Genomic DNA, 19,369 nt, shown 5'->3' with positions numbered 1-19,369 from the left:
GCACGATCGCGGTCATGGCTGATCGGAACGAGGGCGTGCACCTCGCGAGCAATGAAGGCGTGCCCTACTGGTTCCTGGGCACGCGGATGACCGTCAAGGCCGACGGGGCGTTGACCGGCGGGCGGTTCTCCATGACGGAGTTCACCGCGCCGCACGGGTTCGGCCCGCCCCGCCACGTGCATGCCGAGCAGGACGAGGCATTCATCATCGTCCAGGGACGGATCAGGGTGGCGTGCGGTGAGCAGGACGAGTGGGACGCCGGCCCCGGGTCGTTCGTGTACCTGCCGCACAAGGTGCCGCACGCGTTCGTGGTGACGTCGCGGGAGCCGGTGGTGGGGTGGGCGTTGTGCGCTCCCAGCGGTTTCGAGGACCTGGTCGCCGAGGTCGGGGAGCCGGCGACCGGCCCGGGGCTGCCCGCCCCTGTCGAGCTGGACGTCGCGCGGGTGGCCGACGCGTCGGCCCGTCACGGTTCGGAGATCCTGGGGCCGCCGATGCGGCCATGACGGCGGTACCGGCACTCGGTTACGACAGAGACCTACGGCAGGAAACGGGCGCGCAGGTCGGGGCGGAGGAACGCGGCGGGGGAGGCGATGGACAGGCCGCCGTCGACGGGCAGCACCACGCCGGTGATGAACGACGCGCGCGGTGACGCGAGGAAGGCGACGGCGTCGGCCACCTCGGCGGGGGTGCCGGTGCGGCGCAGCGGGTAGCCCTCGGTGACGGCGGGCAGGTCGGCGCCGCCGATCATCCCGGGCGCGACCGCGTTGACCCGGATACCGCGCGGGCCGTACTCCAGCGCGAGCTGGCGGACCAGGCCGTCCACACCGGCCTTGGCGGCCGCGTAGCCGGGCAGGCCGGGCGCGGCGAGGAAGCCGTTCACCGAGGTGACGGCCACGATGCTGGACCCGGCGCCGAGCACGGGCAGCGCCGCGCGAGCCGGGAAGAACGCCGCGTCCAGGGTGTTGCGGACGGCGCCGTGCCACTGCTCGTCGGTGGTCTCGGCGGCCGGCGCGACCGGTTGCGCGGCGGCCGCCAGCACCAGCACGTCGAGCCCGCCGAGCCGCTCGTGCGCGTGGGAGACGGCGGCACGTGCCCCCTCGGGTTCGCCCGCATCCGCGACCACCGCACCCACGAACGGCGCCCCGTCCGGCACCGGCGAGAGCCCGCACCCCACCACCCGGTCGCCGCCCTCGTGGAACGCCGCCGCGATGGCCAGCCCGATCGGCGAGCCGGCGCCGACGATGAGCACGTTCACCGGGACGCCCAGGCCGGCAGCCCCAGCTCGTCCAGGATCTCGTGCAGCGCCTTGCCGGTGACCCGGTCCAACGGACGGGCCGGCGACCGCACCGCCGCCGAGTCGAGGATGCCCCGGCGGACCAGCACCTCCTTGTGCACCGCCCAGGCCTGCCCCGGCCGGGTGCCGATCTGGATCAGCGGCAGCAGCCGCGCGAACCCGGCGCGTGCATCGCCCCGCCGGCCGGCCGCGAGATCGTCCAGCACCCCGCGCAGGACGTCGGAGAACTCGCAGGCCGGCATCGTCCCGACGGCCCCGTTGTCGTACTCCTCGATCAACGCCTGGGCGTTCTGCCCGCCGAGCACGGCGAACCCATCAGACGCCGCCCCGCACACCGACGCGATCTTCGGCGGCGTCGGCTGCGCCTCGACCTTGACCGACGTGATCCCCTCCCGGCCGGCCAGCTCGGCGACCAGCTCCACGCCGATGCTCACGCCGGTCACCCCGGGCGCGTCCTGGATCATCACCGGCACTCCGGAACCGGCGGCAACCTCGGTGAAGAATGCGAGCACCCCGTCCGGCCCCGGCCTGACCAGGAACGGCGGCAACACCATGACCTGGTCGGCGCCCCCGTCGGCGGCCGCGCGCGCCTGCTCCAGGGCGGTGACCGTGCTGGTGCCGTTCACCCCGGCGACCACCGGGACCGCGTCGCCGGCCACCGCGCGGACCTCGCGCAGGATCTGTGCGCGCTCGGCGGCGGTCAGCGCGAAGCCCTCGCTGGCCATGCCGAACACGGCCAGCCCGTCCACGCCGGCGGCCAGCTCGAACTCCACCAGCCGGCGCAACGACGCCACGTCCAGCTCGCCGGCCTCGGTGAACGGCGTGGCCAGGATCGGGATCAGTCCGACGGGTGCCACCTCAGCTCGCCTCCGCTTCGACCAGTTCGCGGTCCACCTCGATGCCCAGCCCCGGGCCGTCCGGCAGCCCGAACCCGGCCGGCCCGGCGTCCAGCGGGGTGCGCAGGATTCGCTGGGCGACGTCGATGGTGTCCGGCTGGAACTCCAGGAACGGGCAGTCCTCGACGGCGGCGGCCAGGTGGATGCCGGCGGCCAGCGACACCCCGAGCCCCACCGAGTGGTGCGGCGCGACCGGCACGTGGTGCGCCCCGGCCAGCTCGGCGACCGCGAGCGCCTCGGTGATCCCGGTGCGGGCCACGTCCGGCTGGGCCACCCGCATCGCCCGCACCCGCAGCCACTCGGCGAACTCGAACCTGTTGCGCAGCGCCTCGCCGACGGCCACCGGCGTCTCGATCCGGCCGGCCAGCTCGGCGTGCCCGGCCAGGTCCTCGGGCGCCAGCGGCGCCTCCAGGAACAGGCAGTGCCGCGCCGAAAGCTCGCGCCCGAGCCGCAGCGCCTGGTCCAGCCGGTACGCCCAGTGCGCGTCGACGGCGACGGCCAGTCCCGGCGCCGCCTCCCGGACCGCGTCCACGGTGGCCAGGTCGGCGTCGACGCCGTGCCCGAGGTGCAGCTTCACGGCGGTCGCGCCCTTCGACGCCCAGGACCGAGCGAGCGCGGCGCGGGCGTCGTCGCCCGGCGCCGGCAGCCCGGAGACATAGGCCGGCACCCGGGTCCGGAACGCCCCGCCGAGCAGCGCGGCCACCGGAAGCCCGGCCAACCGCCCGTTCAGGTCCCACAGCGCGATGTCCACGGCGGCCAGCGCGTCGGCCTGGTGCCCGACCAGGTGGCCGCGCTCGCGCATCAGGTCGCGCAGCCCGTGCCACAGCGGCCGCACCCCGCGCGGATCCCGCCCGACCAGCCAGCCGGCCAGCAGCCGGTCCACGATCGCGGCCGGGACCTCCGGCCCCACCGGCGCCAGCGCCTCGCCCCACCCGGACACGCCGTCCTCGGTGGTGACCCTGACCAGCATCGTCTCGTAGCGCGCGGAGTAGAGGCTGCGCCACGGCTCGCGCACCCGGTAGCCGTGCCGCTGCTCCAGCGTCGTGCCGTCGGCCAGCGCGCCCAGGTAGACACGCGGCGCGGAAAGCTTCAGGACATAGCTGACGACCTCGGCGATGCGCACGGCGGCCATTCTATGCATGACGCTTGCAAATACTGCAACTACTGCGCATGATAAGCGCCATGGTTTCCGAACAGGGTGGCAATCAGAGCGTGGAGCGGGCGGCCGCCGTGCTGAACGCGTTCACGCTCGGGCAGCCGGCGCTGCGGGTCTCGGACATCGCCGCGCGGCTGGACCTGGGGGTGTCCACCACGTCGCGGCTGCTGGCCACGCTGGAGTCCGCCGGCCTGGTCCGGCGCGACCCGGTGAGCCAGCTCTACGAGCTGGGCCACGCCGTGCTGACCATGGCCGGCGTGGCGCTGAACAACGACCCGATCTACCGCCAGGCCCGGCCGGTGGCGCAGCGGCTGGCCTGGGAGCTGGGGCTGGCCGCGAACGTCTCGGTGCGCCGGGGCGCCGAGCTGTTCTACCTGCTCAACGTGGAGGGCCAGCTCGCCCAGAAGTCGTTCTCGCTGATGGGCCAGCGCAACCCGCTGCACGCCACCGCGATGGGCAAGTGCCTGCTGCTGGGCGTCCCGCCGGCGGCGCGGGCCGACCTGCTCGGCGACCGGATGGAACGTTTCACCGCGCACACCCTGACCGATCGCGACCAGCTGGACGCCGACCTGTCCCGCTGCGCCGAACGCGGCTACGCCACCGAGGTGGAGGAGCTCGCGCTGGGCCGGGCCTGCATCGCCGCGCCGGTGCGCGACCAGACCGGCGAGGTGGTCGCGTCGTTGTCGATCTCCGGGGCGCTGTCCGCGATCGCGCTGGACGAGCGGGAGCAGCGGCTCGGGCAGGTGATCGTAGAGGCCGCCGACTCGGTGAGCGTCGGCCTGGGCTACCTGGGGCCGGTGCACACCCCGCCCGCGTACTCGTCCGGTCGGGAGTCCCGGCGGGGTACGCGGTGAACGTCCCGGTGAATGTCCCGCTGAATGTCCCGGTGAATGTCACCGTGACGGGCGCGGCCGGGCGGCTGGGCTGGCACCTGCTCGGCCTGCTGACCGAGAACGGCCACCGGGTCACCGGCCTGGACCGGTCACCGGCGCCCGGCGAGCTGCCCGAGGGCGCGCGGTTCGTCCAGGCCTCGCTGTCGGACACCGCGGCGGGCGCGTTCGACGGCGCCGACGTGGTGGTGCACCTGGCCGCGCTGATGTCCTGGGACCGGGCCGACGACCGGGCGCTCTTCGAGGCGAACGTGTCGGGCACGGCGTCTGTTGCCTCGGCCGCCGCCCAGGCCGGGGCCACGCTGGTGTTCGCCAGCAGCGGCGAGGTCTACCCCGAGGTCCGCCCGGCCTACCAGCCGCTCGACGAGGCCCACCCCACCCGTCCGACCAGCACCTACGGGCTGACCAAGCTCCTCGGGGAACAGACCGTCGAGTTCCACCGCCGTGCTCGCGGCCTGCGCGCCGTGGTGCTGCGGTTCTCCCACTTCCAGCACGCCGACGAGCTGCTCGACGAGACCAGCTTCTTCTCCGGCCCGCGCTTCTTCCTGCACCGCAAGCTCGCCCAGCAGCGCGCGTTCGGCAATCGTGACGCCGTACAGGCGCTCGAACCGCTGGCCGCGGCCGCCGAACCGGACACGCTGCTGCTCTCCCGGGGCGAGGACGGCACCCCGTACCGGATGGGCATCCTGGACGCCCGCGACCTGGCCGCCGGGGTGCTGGCCGCCGTCGACCGGGCCGCCGACCTGGACGGCCAGGTGATCGGCCTGGGCCCGGACGACTCGGTGGACTTCGACAAGCTCGTACCCGAGCTGGCCGCCCGCGCCGGCCTGCCCCTGGTGGACGCCAGGCTTCCCGGCCCCGCCGTGCACTACACGACGTCCCACGCCAAGGCCCGCGACCTGCTCGGCTTCCGGGTGGCCCGGCCGATCGACGTGATGATCGAGGACGCGGCCGTCGCGCGCGCCCGCCGCCTGGAGACAACGAGGTCACCATGACTGAGCTCACCCCCGCCCGCCGCCGGCGGGTCCTGCTCGCCGCCGGTGCCGGCCACTTCGTGGAGTGGTTCGACATGGGCATCTACGGGACGCTGTCGACGATCATCGCGGCGAACTTCTTCGCCACGGGCGACCCGACCGCCGCGCTGCTGTCCACGTTCGCGGTGTTCGCCGCCGGGTTCGTGATCCGCCCGCTCGGCGGCCTCTACCTCGGCCCGCTGGCCGACCGGATCGGCCGGCAGAAGGTGCTCTCGCTGGTCGTCCTCGGCACCTCCGGCGCCACGTTCGTGATCGGCGTGCTGCCTGGCTACGCGACGATCGGCGTGCTCGCGCCGCTGCTGCTGGTGCTGGCCCGGCTGGTGCAGGGCTTCGCCGCCGGCGGCGAGACGTCCAGCGCGGTCACCCTGCTCTACGAGTACGGCCCGCCGCGCCGGCGTGGCTACTTCAGCAGCTACTCCGACACGTTCGGCTTCGCCGCGTTCGTGTTCGGCTCCGGCCTCGCGCTGCTGCTCACCGCCGCCCTCGGCGACGCCGCGATGACCGCCTGGGGCTGGCGGCTGCCGTTCCTGCTCGCCCTTCCGCTCGGCGCCGCCGGCCTCTACCTGCGGCTGCGTCTCGCCGACACCCCCGAGTTCCGCAACCTCGAGGCGCGCGGCGCGGTGACCGACTCGCCGCTGCGGGAGAGCCTGCGCGCCGGCTGGCGGGGCATGCTGGTGCTCGCCGGCATCATCGTGATCAAAGGCGTCGCGCACTGGTCGCTGCAGACGTTCATGCCCAGCTACCTGCAGACCACCCTGCACTTCAGCAAGATCTCCTCGTTCACCGCGGTGACCGTCTGCCTGGCCGTGGTGGCGGTGGCCGTCCCGCTCATGGGCGCCCTGTCCGACCGCATCGGTCGCCGCCCGCTCCTGATCGCCGGCACCACCGGCTTCGTCCTGTTCAGCTGGCCGGCGTTCCTGCTCATGTCCCTGGGCAGCGCCCCGCTGGCCATCGTCGGCATGGTCGCCCTCGGCCTGTTCATCGCCGCCTACGACGGCGCGATCGCCGCCACCATGGCCGAGCTGTTCCCGGCCCGCATCCGCTCCGGCGCGATCGCCATCCCGTACAACATCGCCGTGTCCCTGTGCGGCGGCACCGCCCCGTACATCGCGACCTGGCTGATCGCGACCACCGGATACTCGTTGTCCCCGGCCTTCTACATCATGGCCATCGCCGCGATCAGCCTGTTGACCGCGCTCACCGCCATCCGCGAGACCGCCGGCCGCCGCGCCCACCCGACACCTGAGCCGCCGACCGCGGTTGCGTCCGAGTCACTTTAGAACTTACAAAGAAGCATTTGACGCCGGACATCGGTGTCCTTAACGTCGGTGTCAGATTCCGTAGAAAATGCGTCCCCGCGGGTCACCGTCGATTCTCCGCTGCGGACTAGACGCCGGGAGCGCGGCCACATGCCCGACTGGGAAGCTTTAGCGTTATCTTTCATAACCTCACCGTGGTTGTACGCGATACTGCTCGCGCTGTCCCTGCTCGACTCCTTTCTCCCGTTGATCCCGAGCGAGCCGGTCATCGTCATCGCGGGCGTCTACGCCGCCGCCGGCGACACGAACCTGACCCTGGTCATCCTGGCGACGGGGGTCGGCGCCTTCCTCGGTGACCAAATACCGTACGGCGCCGGCCGGCTGCTCGAATCCCGCCTGCTGAAGCGGCTCCCACCCGGCACCAAACGCCGCGCCACCCACGACCTACTGGCCCGACAACTGGCGACCCGGGGCGGATACCTGCTCCTGTTCACCCGATTCATCCCGGTCGGCCGCTATCTGGCCACCTTGACCGCCGGAATGGTCGGTTACAGTTTCCGCAACTACATCGTGTTCACCGCGATCGGCGGCATGGCCTGGAGCATCTACATGGTGCTGACCGGCTACATCGGCGGCGTCGCGTTCCGGGACAACCAGTTGCTGGCGGTCGGCGCCGGCCTCGCGCTCGCGCTGCTGTCGGCCGCCGTGATCGAGCTGGCCCGCCGCCTCCGCCGCCGCCCGGCCGTCACCCCTGGGTGACTTGAACGATCGTTTTGCCTCCTTCGTCGGTGATGCCGGGCAGCAGTTGGTCGATGCCGGCCTTGATGCGGTCGGTGTCCAGCCCGTCGGCGAGCAGGTGGCCGATCAGGCCCGCGCTGAGCGGCGCCAGCAGGACGTGCGCGAGCAGTTGGCGGTCGGGCCGGTCGAGCAGGGTGCACAGGTGCAGGTGCCAGATGGGGTAGTGGCCACGGTGGTAGCGGCCCACCGGGTCGGCCTCGGTGAGCATCAGCAGCCGCGTGTGCCCGGCGACGCGATCCACGACCGCGTGCAGGAAGGCACGGATGCGCGCGGCCGGCGGTGCGCCTGGTCCCAGCGGCGGCGGGCCGTGCAGGAACGCCTCCTGGAACCTCCGCTCGTGCTCGTCGAGCAGGGCGTGCACCAGCCCGGCCCGGTCGCCGAAGCGGCGGTACACCGTGCCCACCCCCACCCGGGCGGCCCGCGCGACCTCGTCCAGCGAGAGGTCCCCGTCGGCGACCACCCTGGCGGCCGCCTCGAGGATCCTGCGGCGGTTGCGCGCGGCGTCGGACCGCTCGGGCGGTAGCTGCCCGAGGACGGCGAGCTCGCGCACTAGAGCGTGCCCCGTGGATCATCCAGCCAGCTGCGCGGCGCCCAGATCGCGCCTCGCGGCGTTCTCGTCGCCGCCGATACAACACCGGTATCGGCGGCTCCTCGGCCTTGCGAGCCACAATCTGGATCACCGCTCGCTCGGCATAGATCCACGGGACACGCTCCAGCCCGGCGGGATGTTCTGGTTGGTCCGGAACAGGTTGGCCGGGTCGTACCTGGCCTTGATCGCCCGCAGCCGGTCGAAGCGGCGCGGCCCGTACGCCGAGGCGATGTCCGCGGTGGTGGCGTCATAGGGCAGGTAGTTGACGTAGGCGCCGCCGGCGGCGTGCGGGCGCAGCGCGTCGATCAGCTCGCGCGCCCAGCGGCGGTTGGCCTCGTCGTCGGCCGGATCCGCCCATTTGGCCTCGATGAACACGTTGTACGGCGCGTGCCGGAAGCCGACCGGCGTGCTGTCGGGGTCGATCCGGGACATCCGCCCGTGCAGGTGCTCGACGGTGATGAGGTTGGTCGGCGACGGCGAGCCCTCGGTGAAGCGGGCCAGCAGGGCGACGACCTCGTCGTCGAGGTGACCGAGCGTGCAGGTGTGCCAGTAGTGCCGCATGCCCCACTCGGCCAGCGGGTCCAGGAAGCGTTGGCCGTCGACGTAGGAGCGCTCGGCGACCGTGTCGGTCGAGGGGCCGGTGGCACGCATCGGCGCGAGCAGCGGCTCGGCGTCGCCGGCGGTGCCCACCACCCGAGGGGTCATCAGCAGCGAGGGCTCGCCGACCGCGCCGGTGAAGATGAGCTCGCCGACGATGTGGTCGGGCAGCGCGCCGGCGAACCCCGTGAACTCCCGGACGACCCGGTTCGCCGACCCCAGCGGCCAGCCCAGCAGCCCGGTCACCAGCCGCGCGACGGGGTGCAGGGCGAACTCGAACCGGACGACCACCCCGAAGTTCCCGCCGCCGCCGCGCAGCGCCCAGAACAGGTCGGGATGGTGGCCGGCGTCGGCGGTGACCGTCGAGCCGTCGGCCAGCACCACGTCGGCGGCGACGAGCTGGTCGACCGCGAGGCCGCGCAGCCCGCGCAGCGCGCCGATGCCGCCGCCCAGGGTCAGCCCGGCCACGCCGGTGGTGGAGACGACCCCGCCGGTGCTGGCCAGCCCGTGGCGCTGGGTGGCCGCGTCGTAGTCGCCCCAGGTCGCGCCCGGGCCGCTGGACGCGGTCGCGCGCCCGGGATCCACCCGGACCGACCGCATCGCGCTCAGGTCGAGCATCAGCCCCCGGTCGGCGACCGCGAACCCCGCGCCGCTGTGCCCGCCGCCGCGCATCGACAGCGCGACGCCGGCCTGCCCGGTGGCCCGTACCGCGAGGGCGACGTCCTCGACCGTGCGCGCCCGCAGGACCGCGCGCGGGCGCCCGCGCACCGAACGCGTGTAGAGCCGCAGCGCGTCCTCGAACCCCGGCCCGCCGGGTTCGAGCACCTCGCCGGTGGCGTCCTCGCGCAGCTGCCGGATGACCTTCTCCATGCCGTCGGTACCTCCGGGTCAGGCCGACGCGCCGGCGTCGATCGTGATCGTGGTTCCGGTGATGTTGGCGCCGGCCGGGCCGGCGAGGTGCACGACGGTGGCGGCGATGTCCTCGGGCGCGTTGTAGCGGCCCAGCGCGGTCAGCGCCCGCTCGGCGGCACCGTCCGGCCCGTCGGCGGGGTTCATCTCGGTGTCCGTCGACCCCGCGTTGACCAGCACGGCGGTGATTCCCCGCTCGCCGAGGTCGCGCGCGAGGCCCCTGGTGAGCCCGACCAGCGCCGCCTTGCTCGCCGAGTACAGGCTCACGCCCGGGTAGGGCACGCGCTCGGCAAGGCTGCTGCCGATGCTGATGATCCGCCCGCCGGCGCCCATGTGCCGGATGGCGGCCTGGCTGGCGACCAGCACCGCCCGCACGTGCGCTGCCAGGGTGGTGTCGATCTCCGCCACGGAGACCTCGTCGATCTTCGCGACCGGGAAGATCCCGGCGTTGTTGACCAACACGTCGAGGCGGCCGAACTCGCCGGCCGCGCGGTGCACCGCCCCGGCCACCGCATCCGGATCGGCGTTCTCGGCCCGTAGCGCCAGCCCGCGCAGGCCCATCGCCGTGATCTCGTCGACCACCGATCGTGCCTGCTCGGCCGACCTCTGGTAGGTGATCGCCACGTCCGCGCCGGCCTCGGCGAGCCCGCGCGCGATGGCCCGGCCGATACCCCGGCTGCCGCCGGTGACGAACGCGGCCTGCCCGGTCAGTGTCATCGGTCCCACATCCCCTGCGTGTGTCGTCATCTCGGTGCCCGTAGCTCACCGATGTACCTGAAGCTATCAACTTGAATGCTACTAACCAAAGTACATCTAGCGGTCGACGGGTAAGCTGGGATGCGTGTCACAGCCGTATGACCGGGGCGAGAGCTTCTGCCCGAGCTACCACCACGCCGTCGAGCTGATCGGACGGCGGTGGAGCGGGGTGATCCTGCGGGAGCTGCTGCTCGGCGCCAGTCGCTACGGACAGCTCCGGTCGGCGATCCCGGAGCTCACCGACAAGATGCTGACCAACCGGCTCCGCGAGCTGGAGTCCGAAGGGCTCGTGACCAGGACCGTCATCGACGCCAGCCCGGTCCGGGTCGAGTACGCGCTGACCAAGAAGGGCAAGGACCTGGAGAACGCGATCACCGCGCTCAGCGAGTGGGCCGACCGCTGGTTCCCCGCCGGCGACGACGCCCCGCCGCCCGACCCCGGGCGCTAGGCCGTCCCCCCTCCGAGGCGGTGGCGTCGGGGCCAACCCTCCGGCCGGGCGTCGACCATGTATCAGGACCAGCTCGTCGGGGCTCTCATGACCCGACGAGAGCCTGTCGTGCGCCGACCGAGGGAGGAGATCGCCCGTGACCCCCGAGAAACAGGCCGGCGCCGCCACGACGACCGTCCGGGTAGTGCTGCACGCCGATCCGGAGCTGGGCACCGAGGACGGCGAGCGCCTGACCCGTCGACTGCGCGCCGAGCTCGACGATCTCGATGTGGAGTCGGTCGAGATGGCCCGGGTCGGCGACGCACCGGCCGGAGCTAAAGGCGATCCGGTCACGGTGGGTGCATTGCTCGTCGCCTTGAGCGTGTCCGGCGGGGTGTTTCCCAGCGTGATCGCAACGCTGCGGGACTGGCTGGAGCGCCAGTCCGGCCGGCATCGGGTCAGCGTGACCGTGGACGGGGACACCATCGAGCTGGACCGGGCCACCTCTGAGCAGCAACGAGCGCTCGTCGGGGCATTCGTCCGAAGACACGCCGCGAGCTGACGATGGGGCAGCGGCTGGCGCTCCTGATCGCCACCTACGAGTACCGCGACACCGGGCTGCGCCGGCTGGAGGCTCCCGCGGCCGATGTCGAGGCGCTGGCCGCCGTGCTGGGCGACCCCAACATCTCCGGATTCCAGGTCTCGACCCTGGTCAACCAACCCAACCACGTCGTCGGCGAGGCGATCGGCGACTTCTACCGAGGCCAACGCCGCGACGACCTCGCCCTGCTGTACTTCACCGGCCATGGCCTCAAGGACGAGGACGGCCATCTGTACCTGGCGATGGAGAACACCCGCCGCGACAACCTCGCGTTCACCGCGCTTCCCACCGAGCAGCTGCACCGGGCGATGCAGGCCAGCCGGTCGCGCCAGGTGGTGCTGATCCTGGACTGCTGCTACAGCGGCGCCTTCCCCGCCGGCCGGACCGCCAAGTCCGACACCGAGGTCCACGCCCTGGAAGGCCTCCAGGCGCGGGGACGCACGGTGCTGGCCGCGTCCGACGCGATGCAGTACTCCTTCGAGGGCGAGCGGCTCGACGGGGTCGGAGCGCGGTCGGTGTTCACCCGGCATCTGGTCGAAGGGCTACGCGAAGGCAATGCGGACCTCGACCACGATGGCCAGATCGCCCTCGACGAGCTCTACGCCTACGTGTACGACCGGGTCGTCGAAGAGATGCCGCAGCAGCGCCCCAAGAAGATCGACAATGTCGAAGGTCGGACGATCATCGCCCGCAACATGAACTGGCGCCCGCCCGACCATCTGCGACACTCCCTCAAGAGCCCCATCGCCAGCGACCGACACGCCGCCCTCGACGGGCTCGAACACCTGTGTCGCATCGGGAGCGACGCCGTACGCGGCTACGCACTCACCGAACTGCGTCGGCTCACCGAGGACGACAGCCGACAGGTTTCGACGGCCGCAAAGGCCCGCCTGAACACCCTCGACCCGTCGTGGGGAGCCGAGCAGCGGGAGCGGGAGGAGCGGGCGCGGCGGGAGCGGGAAGCGGAGTTCCTGCGGAATGCGGCCGAACAGGCCCAGCGCGAACGTGAGGAACTAGCCAGGAAACAGGCCGCCGAACACGCCCAGCGCGTCGCCGAGGAGCACGCTCGGCGCGAGGCGAACGAACAGGCGGCCCGCCGGGAACGGGACCAGCGGGCTCAGTGGGAGGCCCAACAGGGAGCCGCGTGGGAGGCCGAGCAGCAGGCCCAGCGCGAACGCGAGCGCCCGACTCGGACGAACGAGCTCGCCATCGCCTCGCTGGTGCTGGGGATCCTGGGGGTCTTCATGCTCTTTCCGGCTGCCGCGATCTGCGGCTGGCTCGCGCTCCACCAGATCAAGGCCAGGGGTGATGCCGGTCGTGGACTGGCGATCGCTGGTTTGGTGCTCTCCGCGCTGTGGTTGCTCGTGTACATCTGGATATTCGTCTCTCCCTCGTGACGCCGGCTCAGCGATGAAGGCGCCCCGGCCGTGATCGCGTCCCTACAGCGGCGCGTCGGCTCGCTCGCGCTCACGCTCGCCGAGCTGGGTGAGCAGCCGCAACGCGTGCTCCGAGGGAGATCCGGCCTCGGCGGTGTAGAACACCAGCACCTGGTCGGGGGCGTCGGGCAGCCGCGCGGTCTCGAAGTCCAGGGTGAGTTCGCCGACCAGCGGGTGGAGCAGGTGCTTGCGGCCGTGCGTCTTCTCCTTCACGTCGTGGTCGGCCCACCAGCGGCGGAAGTCCTCGCTCTTCACCGACAGCTCGCCCACCAGGGCGGCCAGCTCGGCGTCGTCCGGATGGGCGCCGGCGCGTAGCCGCAGGTAGCTCACCGTCTCCCTGGCCTTGACCGTCCAGTCCGCGAACAGCGCCTGGATGTCCTCTCGAAGGAAGATCAGCCGTCCCCAGTTGCGTTCGGCCGCCGGCAGCCTGCCGAAGTCGGTGAACAGCGCGCAGGCCAGCGGGTTCCAGGCCAGCACGTCGCAGCGGCGGCCCACGATGTAGGCGGGCACGGCGCCGGCCATCTCCAGCAGCCGCGCCGCCCCCGGCCGCACCCGTTCCGGCCGGGCCGGCGCGCGGCGGCGGGCCGAGCTGGCCGGTTGGGCGAGGTTGAACAGGTGCCGGCGCTCGTCGCCGTCCAGCCGCAGCACCCTGGCCACCGCGTCGAGCACCTGGTCGGAGACGTTGCGGGTACGGCCCTGCTCCAGCCGCACGTAGTAGTCGACGCTGATCCCGGCCAGCTGGGCGAGCTCCTCGCGGCGCAGCCCCGGGACCCGCCGGCGCTGGCCGGGCATCCGCAGGCCCAGGTCTTCGGGGCGCACCCGGGCGCGGCGGGTGCGCAGGAACTCGGTGAGCCCGCCGCGCGTGTCCATGGGTTCGAGTATCGGCCACCGCCGCGCCCGCAACGTGGTTCCGCCAGACCCAGGTTCGCCGAACGGCCGGACACCCGGAGCAATGGTGCCCCCTCCGGAGCCGACCCACGATCTCGGCAACCGACCAGAGAAGGGGGCACCGCCATGAGGCGCCTCATCGTCACCGCCGTCCTCGGCGCGAGCGTTCTCCCGCTCACCGCCTGCGCCGGCGACCCCACACCGCCCGCCGCGCCCGCCGCCGTGTCGGCCGCCGTGTCAGCTCCGGCCAGTGACCTGGTCGGGGTGTGGGCCAGCGGCCCGCAGCCGCGTCCGGAGCTGCGGCTCGAGCTGCGCGCCGACGGCAGCTTCACCGAGGACCTCGGCGAGCGCGTCGCCGCCTACCAGGGCCGTTATCAGGTCGCCGGCGACACGTTCTCGCTGGCGGCCGACTCCGGGGCCCGCGCCACCGGGACCGTCGTGCACGGCGGGCAGCACCTCGAGCTCAGCGGCTACCACCTCACCAGGAGCGGATCATGACCAACCTGCCCACCAGGCCGCTGGGCGACACCGGCCTGCGCATCAGCCCGGTCGGCTTCGGTGCCTGGGCCATCGCCGGCCCCGACTGGCGCTACGGGTGGGGCGCGCAGGACGACGACGAGTCCATCGCCGCCATCCGCCACGCGGTCGACCGGGGCGTGACCTGGATCGACACCGCCCCGGTCTACGGCCTGGGCCATTCCGAGCGGCTCGTCGCCAAGGCGCTGTCCGGCATCCCGGAGTCCGACCGCCCCCTGGTGTTCACCAAGGTCGGCCTGGTCTGGGACCCGGACGACCGGCTGGCGCCGCCCCGCCGCGACATGTCACCCGCGAGCGTGCGCCGTGAGGTCGAAGCGTCGCTGCGCCGGCTCGAGGTGGACCACATCGACCTGTACCAGGTGCACTGGCCCGCCGAGCAGCACGGCCCGCTCGACGCCGGCGCGGAGACCTCGGTGCGCAACGCCCGCCCCGAGCCGGGCACCCCGCTCGAGGAGTACTGGCGGGTCATGGCCGACCTCAAGGCCGAAGGCAAGGTCCGCGCCATCGGGCTGTCCAACCACGACGTCGCCCACCTGGAGCGGGCCGAGGCCGTGGCCCACGTGGACACCCTCCAGCCGCCGTTCTCCTTGATCAACCGAGGTGCCGCCGCCGAGATCGCCTGGTGCGCGGCGCGCCACACCGCGGTCATCGGCTACTCACCGCTGCAGTCCGGCCTGCTCACCGGCGCCTTCACCGCCGCACGCGCCGCCGCCCTGCCGCCCGACGACTGGCGCCGCCGCCACCCCGACTTCACCACCGACCTGCGCCGCAACCTCGCCCTCGCCGACGCCCTGCGTCCCGTCGCGCACCGCCACGGCACCACCGTCGCCGCGATCGCGGTCGCCTGGACCCTGCACCGGCACGGCGTCACCGGCGCCATCGTCGGCGCCCGCCGCCCCGGGCAGGTCGACGGCTGGCTGCCCGCCGCCACCCTCCGCCTCGACCCCGAGGACCTCGCCGAGATCCGGGCCGCGATCACCCACACCGGCGCCGGCCACGGCCCCGCCTGCTCAGGTGGTGTGGGCGAGTCGCCGTAGCGCCGTGGTGAACTCCTCCTCGGTGAGGATGCCGCTGGTGTGCAGCTGCCTCAGCGCGCGGAACTGGCCGGTGGAGGTGGCCGGCCTGGCGGCCGTCGCGGTGTCGGCGGAGGCGTGCGAGTTGACGAGCGCGGCGAATCGGTGTGCCCGGCGGGCAGTGAGCGCGGCGGTGGGCACGGACCACTGCCAGCCGGGGCCGGTGATCAGCACCGTCACCATCCGGGTGTGCCCCGGGGCGGCGGGCTGGTCGACGACGGTGGCCCGCACGCCGGCCAGCGAGTGCGAGTGACCGGCGCGCTCGATGCTGTTCGGGTAGAGCGTGACGCCGTTGAACCGGGCCACCAGGTCCGCCAGCCGCGCCACGCAGCGTGGACGCTCGGCCCTCGCGAGGCGGTACTCGTCCCGGAGCCAACGCTGTTCGGCGCGGGCGCGGGCAATGTCCTGCCGCAGGCGCTGGCCGCGGACGATCATGCCGTGGCGGAGCTGAGGTAGCATTCGCGGCCTTTCTGCCGTCGGTGTACATGCGTACGGTTCGACGGGTGCCCGGGCGCCGTTACCACGCCCCGATATGACGGCGCACACAGCCGCCGACCCCGGGAAAGCCCACCTCAAGCCTTGCTCAAGCTTCCGCGGACTCGACAGATCGGAGAGCGCCCCCGGCAGGACTCGAACCTGCGACCGTCGGATTAGAAGTCCGGTGCTCTGTCCATCTGAGCTACGAGGGCCGGTCAGCGGTGAGCGTAGCGCGCTCGACCGGGAGCTATCGCCGTCCCACCACCAGCCGCACCGGGATCGGCAGCCGGCGGCCGGCCCCGGCGGAACGGCCCAGCGCCTCACCCGCGAGCCGGACGCGGTCGGCGGGAAGCCCCGGCGGCCAGAGCCCGGCGGGGGAGAGGGCGGCGACCACCCGAGCGGCGTGGCCGGCGTCCGGGACCGGCACCCAGAACGTCCGCCGGGCGTCGACCAGGACCGCGAAGTCGGCGGCGGTGAACAGCCAGCTCAGCCGGTCGCGCGCGGACTCGCTCCGGAACCGGGGCCGCCCGCCGAGCGCCGCATACAACGGTGACCAGGCACGCAGCTCCCACAGCGACGGCCGGGACGGGACCAGCGCGGCCAGCGTCCCGGTCGGGCGGAGCGCCCGCCGCAGCTCGTCGAACACCGCGTCCAGCGGCTCGAGTGTCGGAAGACACAGCGTGACGCGCACGCCGGCGAGCGCGTCGTCCGCCACCGGCAGCAGGTCCGCACGAGCCCGAACCGCCGATGCCGAGCCGCCCCGGTGAAGTGTGACGCATCTCGCCCGGTCGTCGCGCGCACCGCGCATCTCCACGACCGGACCGTCCACCGAGGCGAGCGCGGCGGCCGACCACTCCTCGACGGTCCGTCCGGACCGGTCCCTGGCATCGGCCAGCGGGCCGCTGACGAGCGTCGGGTCGGTCGGAGCGCTCACGAAGGCGAGTCTGGCAGTCCCTCACAGCGCCCGCCCTCCCGGCCGGCCGGAGTCCTACGCTGGTCGGGTGGCGAGAACGACCGGCGACCCACGAGGGCCGACCCGATCCGGGCAGCTGCCCCTGGTGGTGCTCGGGGTGCTGGTCGCCGCGTTCGTCGCCGCCGGGCTGACCGCGCTGACCGGCTCGCGTCCGCTGGCGTCGCTCGGCCTGCCCGATCCGGGGGCGCTGACCACCTACGGCCTGCCGGTGGTGCGGACCGTGACCGAGATCTCCGCGGTGCTGACCGCGGGGGCGCTGTTGCTGTCCGCGTTCCTGGTCGCCCCGGAGCGGACCGGCTACCTGAGCGTGTCGGGCTACCGGGCGCTGCGGGCGGCGTCGTACTCGGCGGGCGGGTGGACCGTCGGGGCGCTGCTGATGGTGCCGCTGACCGTGGCCGACAGCCTGGGCCGGCCGGTCACCGACGTGCTCGGGTTCGGGCGGCTGGCCGCGATCGTGCCCCGGCTGGAGGTGGCCACCGCGTGGACGATCACCTCGGTGTTCGCGGTGCTGGTGTTCGCCGGCTGCCGGGTGGTGCTCACCTGGGCCAGCTCGGCGGTGCTGCTGGCGATTGCCGTCGTCGGGCTGTTACCCGTGGCCGCCACCGGGCACTCGGCGGCCGGCGGCTCGCACGACCTGGCCACCGACAGCCTGATGGTGCACGTGGTCGCGGCGGCGCTGTGGGTGGGCGGCCTGGTCGCGGTGCTCTCGCTGGCGGGCCGGCGCGCCGAGGCCGCCGAGAACCTGCCGACCGCGATCACCAGGTTCTCCGCGCTGGCGTTGGTGTGCTGGCTGGTGATGGCGGTGTCCGGGGTGGTCAACGCGCTGGTCCGGGTGCCGCTCGGGGACGTGTTCACCAGCTACTACGGCGCGTTGTTGCTGGCCAAGACCGGCGCGCTGCTGGTGCTCGGCGGGTTCGGCTACCTGCAGCGCAGGCGCGCGGTGGCCGAGGCGGTGAGCGGCCGGCGGGGGGCGCTGCTGCGGCTGGGAGCTGCCGAGGTCCTGGTGATGTTGGGCACGGTCGGGCTGGCCGTGGCGCTGAGCCGGGGTGCGCCGCCGGCGCGGGGTGAGGCCAGCCCGTCGCGGACCGAGGTGGTGGTCGGGTACGACCTGAACGGGCCGCCGACGGTCGCGCGGCTGCTGCTCGACTGGCGGTACGAGCTGATCTTCGGCACCGCCGCGCTGGTCGCCGCCGGGCTGTACCTGGCGGGCGTGCGGCGGCTGTCCCGGCGCGGTGACCGGTGGCCGGTCGGGCGGACCGCCGCCTGGTCGGCGGGGTGCCTGGCGATGCTGCTGGCCACCTCGTCGGGCATCGGCCGGTACGCGCCGGCCATGTTCAGCATGCACATGGCCCAGCACATGATGCTCTCGATGCTGGTGCCGATCCTGCTGGTGCTCGGGGCGCCGGTCACGCTGGCGCTGCGCACGCTGCCCTCCGGCGGCCGCGACGGTCCGCCCGGGCCGAGGGAGTGGCTGCTCAGCGCGCTGCATTCGAGGCTGGCCCGGTGGCTGACCCATCCGCTGGTGGTGCTGCCGCTGTTCGTCGGGAGCTACTACGTCCTGTACTTCTCCGGGCTGTTCGCCGCCGCGCTGCCCTCGCACCCGGCGCACCTGCTGATGCTGGCGCACTTCCTGGTCAGCGGGTTCCTGTTCTTCTGGCCGGCGATCGGGGTGGACCCCTCGCCCCGGCGGCTGCCGCCGGTCGCGCGGCTCGCGCTGGTGTTCGCCTCGGTGCCGTTCCACGCGTTCTTCGGGGTGGCGCTGATGAGCTCGCGGGAGGTGATCGGCAACGAGTACTACGCCGGCCTCGCCCTGCCGTGGGTGCCCGACCTGCTCGCCGACCAGCGGCTCGGCGGCGGGCTGGCGTGGGCCACCGGGGAGGTGCCGCTGCTGATCGTGGTGATCGCGCTGGTCGCCCAGTGGTCGCGGATCGACGAACGGTCCGCACGCCGCGCCGACCGTCGGGCCGACCTCGACGGTGACGCCGAACTCACCGCTTACAACGCCATGTTGCGCCAAATGGCGGACGGCACTGACCCGTCCGGTGGCCACGCGCGGCGCCCCGAGGCGGGCGGCGACGGACCGTCCGAGCTCGCGACCGGGCGACACCGCCGCGACGAGCCCTGACCGCCCTCGGCGCCGAAACCCGCCGTTTCCCCTGGTCAGCGCGTTTTGGGGACCCCGGTTTGACTTCGTCTGACAGCACCGCGTAACTTTCTCTTCGCCAACGGGGCGCCGGACAAAACAAGCGGAGCTCCTCAGGAGCCCGCCGATGAGGCCGGTCCGTTGGATCGCCCCACCAGGCAGCCGCCGATCCCACCAGGGATCCGGAGGGTGTACAGTGGAGCAAAACCCCGGAACATCCCGTGTCACAGCGGTGTGTGATGGTGTGTGGATGTCTTTTGAGAACTCAACAGTGTGTCGAGCTTTATTTTCTGGTTTGTTTGTGCCAGTTTGTGTTGTTTTTGTTTGTCAGGGTTTTCTGTGGAGAGTTTGATCCTGGCTCAGGACGAACGCTGGCGGCGTGCTTAACACATGCAAGTCGAGCGGTAAGGCCCTTTCGGGGGTACACGAGCGGCGAACGGGTGAGTAACACGTGGGTGACCTGCCCCGCACTTCGGGATAAGCCTGGGAAACTGGGTCTAATACCGGATGTTACACATGGTCTCGCATGGGGTTGTGTGGAAAGTTTTTTCGGTGTGGGATGGGCCCGCGGCCTATCAGCTTGTTGGTGGGGTGATGGCCTACCAAGGCGACGACGGGTAGCCGGCCTGAGAGGGC

20 protein-coding genes, 1 tRNA gene and 1 rRNA gene are annotated in these 19,369 nt (G+C 72.8%); 12 read left to right on the top strand and 10 right to left on the bottom strand.

The annotated features are described in order from the left end of the window. Positions 1-14 precede the first annotated feature (14 nt). Positions 15-503 (top strand): cupin domain-containing protein, encoded by a 489-nt coding sequence (locus N912_RS0116880; RefSeq protein WP_028923333.1) that lies wholly within the window; start codon positions 15-17, stop codon positions 501-503. A 32-nt stretch (positions 504-535) separates the two neighbouring features. Here N912_RS0116880 and N912_RS52520 read toward each other — a convergent pair whose 3' ends face one another. The 3 genes from N912_RS52520 to N912_RS0116865 are packed head-to-tail and all read right to left on the bottom strand — an operon-like array spanning position 536 to position 3,313. Next, positions 536-1,255, bottom strand: a complete 720-nt coding sequence (locus N912_RS52520) for an SDR family NAD(P)-dependent oxidoreductase (RefSeq protein ID WP_245645315.1) — start codon at positions 1,253-1,255, stop codon at positions 536-538. Continuing rightward, positions 1,252-2,151, bottom strand: a complete 900-nt coding sequence (locus tag N912_RS0116870) for a dihydrodipicolinate synthase family protein (protein ID WP_028923332.1) — start codon at positions 2,149-2,151, stop codon at positions 1,252-1,254. The genes N912_RS52520 and N912_RS0116870 overlap by 4 nt, the downstream gene beginning before the upstream one ends. 1 nt (position 2,152) lies before the next feature. Next, positions 2,153-3,313, bottom strand: a complete 1,161-nt coding sequence (locus tag N912_RS0116865) for a mandelate racemase/muconate lactonizing enzyme family protein (protein WP_028923331.1) — start codon at positions 3,311-3,313, stop codon at positions 2,153-2,155. A gap of 59 nt (positions 3,314-3,372) precedes the next feature. Here N912_RS0116865 and N912_RS0116860 point away from each other — a divergent pair, with 59 nt between their 5' ends. From N912_RS0116860 to N912_RS0116845, 4 genes are all read left to right on the top strand, one after another. Then, positions 3,373-4,200: an IclR family transcriptional regulator gene (locus tag N912_RS0116860; RefSeq protein ID WP_028923330.1), complete on the top strand. Its 828-nt coding sequence runs from the start codon at positions 3,373-3,375 to the stop codon at positions 4,198-4,200. 32 nt (positions 4,201-4,232) lie between these two features. Beyond that, positions 4,233-5,231 (top strand): NAD-dependent epimerase/dehydratase family protein, encoded by a 999-nt coding sequence (locus N912_RS0116855; RefSeq protein WP_028923329.1) that lies wholly within the window; start codon positions 4,233-4,235, stop codon positions 5,229-5,231. After that, the gene (locus N912_RS0116850; RefSeq protein ID WP_028923328.1) at positions 5,228-6,550 is read left to right on the top strand and encodes an MFS transporter; all 1,323 of its coding nucleotides are present in this window, start codon (positions 5,228-5,230) and stop codon (positions 6,548-6,550) included. The genes N912_RS0116855 and N912_RS0116850 overlap by 4 nt, the downstream gene beginning before the upstream one ends. 177 nt (positions 6,551-6,727) lie before the next feature. Beyond that, complete coding sequence (locus tag N912_RS0116845) at positions 6,728-7,288, top strand: DedA family protein (RefSeq protein WP_051580334.1); 561 nt, start codon at positions 6,728-6,730, stop codon at positions 7,286-7,288. Here the strand turns inward: N912_RS0116845 and N912_RS52515 are convergent. The 3 genes from N912_RS52515 to N912_RS0116830 all read right to left on the bottom strand — a co-directional run bounded on the left by N912_RS52515 (position 7,275) and on the right by N912_RS0116830 (position 10,139). Then, positions 7,275-7,877, bottom strand: a complete 603-nt coding sequence (locus N912_RS52515; protein ID WP_051580333.1) for a TetR/AcrR family transcriptional regulator — start codon at positions 7,875-7,877, stop codon at positions 7,275-7,277. The genes N912_RS0116845 and N912_RS52515 overlap by 14 nt on opposite strands. A gap of 126 nt (positions 7,878-8,003) precedes the next feature. Further along, positions 8,004-9,383, bottom strand: a complete 1,380-nt coding sequence (locus N912_RS52510) for an FAD-binding oxidoreductase (RefSeq protein WP_051580332.1) — start codon at positions 9,381-9,383, stop codon at positions 8,004-8,006. Positions 9,384-9,401: 18 nt separating this feature from the next. Further along, on the bottom strand, positions 9,402-10,139 hold the full coding sequence (locus N912_RS0116830) for an SDR family NAD(P)-dependent oxidoreductase (protein WP_028923326.1): 738 nt from the start codon (positions 10,137-10,139) through the stop codon (positions 9,402-9,404). 124 nt (positions 10,140-10,263) lie between these two features. On the opposite strand from N912_RS0116830, the gene N912_RS52505 reads away from it, so the two are divergent. From N912_RS52505 to N912_RS60425, 3 genes are all read left to right on the top strand, one after another. After that, positions 10,264-10,626: a winged helix-turn-helix transcriptional regulator gene (locus N912_RS52505; RefSeq protein WP_211261281.1), complete on the top strand. Its 363-nt coding sequence runs from the start codon at positions 10,264-10,266 to the stop codon at positions 10,624-10,626. Between the two features lie 136 nt (positions 10,627-10,762). Beyond that, positions 10,763-11,167: an effector-associated constant component EACC1 gene (locus N912_RS0116820; RefSeq protein ID WP_051580330.1), complete on the top strand. Its 405-nt coding sequence runs from the start codon at positions 10,763-10,765 to the stop codon at positions 11,165-11,167. Positions 11,168-11,169: 2 nt separating this feature from the next. Next, entirely contained in the window at positions 11,170-12,603 is a 1,434-nt protein-coding gene (locus N912_RS60425; RefSeq protein WP_051580329.1) for a caspase, EACC1-associated type, read from the top strand. Between the two features lie 42 nt (positions 12,604-12,645). Here the strand turns inward: N912_RS60425 and N912_RS52495 are convergent, their stop codons facing one another. Next, positions 12,646-13,512, bottom strand: coding sequence for a helix-turn-helix transcriptional regulator (locus N912_RS52495; RefSeq protein WP_051580328.1), 867 nt, complete (start codon positions 13,510-13,512; stop codon positions 12,646-12,648). 144 nt (positions 13,513-13,656) lie between these two features. Here N912_RS52495 and N912_RS60420 point away from each other — a divergent pair, with 144 nt between their 5' ends. Continuing rightward, positions 13,657-14,028 (top strand): Atu4866 domain-containing protein, encoded by a 372-nt coding sequence (locus tag N912_RS60420; protein ID WP_051580327.1) that lies wholly within the window; start codon positions 13,657-13,659, stop codon positions 14,026-14,028. Then, complete coding sequence (locus N912_RS0116800; RefSeq protein WP_037065202.1) at positions 14,025-15,104, top strand: aldo/keto reductase; 1,080 nt, start codon at positions 14,025-14,027, stop codon at positions 15,102-15,104. The genes N912_RS60420 and N912_RS0116800 overlap by 4 nt, the downstream gene beginning before the upstream one ends. Here the strand turns inward: N912_RS0116800 and N912_RS63560 are convergent. The 3 genes from N912_RS63560 to N912_RS52485 form a co-directional block, all read right to left on the bottom strand. After that, on the bottom strand, positions 15,078-15,599 hold the full coding sequence (locus N912_RS63560; RefSeq protein WP_037065201.1) for an SHOCT domain-containing protein: 522 nt from the start codon (positions 15,597-15,599) through the stop codon (positions 15,078-15,080). The two genes, N912_RS0116800 and N912_RS63560, sit on opposite strands and share 27 nt — an antisense overlap. Positions 15,600-15,755: 156 nt before the next feature. After that, positions 15,756-15,829: transfer RNA gene (locus N912_RS0116790), tRNA-Arg, on the bottom strand. A gap of 35 nt (positions 15,830-15,864) precedes the next feature. Next, positions 15,865-16,551 carry a class I SAM-dependent methyltransferase gene (locus tag N912_RS52485; protein ID WP_028923322.1) on the bottom strand — a complete coding sequence of 229 codons (687 nt, stop codon included), beginning with the start codon at positions 16,549-16,551 and terminating at the stop codon, positions 15,865-15,867. A 67-nt stretch (positions 16,552-16,618) separates the two neighbouring features. Between N912_RS52485 and N912_RS52480 the strand changes: the two genes are divergently transcribed. Together N912_RS52480 and N912_RS0116775 are read left to right on the top strand one after the other, a co-directional pair. Next, the gene (locus tag N912_RS52480; RefSeq protein WP_084210960.1) at positions 16,619-18,715 is read left to right on the top strand and encodes a bifunctional copper resistance protein CopD/cytochrome c oxidase assembly protein; all 2,097 of its coding nucleotides are present in this window, start codon (positions 16,619-16,621) and stop codon (positions 18,713-18,715) included. Between the two features lie 354 nt (positions 18,716-19,069). Next, positions 19,070-19,369 (top strand): 16S ribosomal RNA (locus N912_RS0116775); the annotation flags it as partial.

Origin of the sequence: Actinospineispora acaciae DSM 45401, from assembly GCF_000620785.1 — a bacterium.
In the GTDB taxonomy this organism is placed as follows: domain Bacteria; phylum Actinomycetota; class Actinomycetes; order Mycobacteriales; family Pseudonocardiaceae; genus Pseudonocardia; species Pseudonocardia acaciae.
This window is presented reverse-complemented; position numbering and strand designations above follow the sequence as displayed.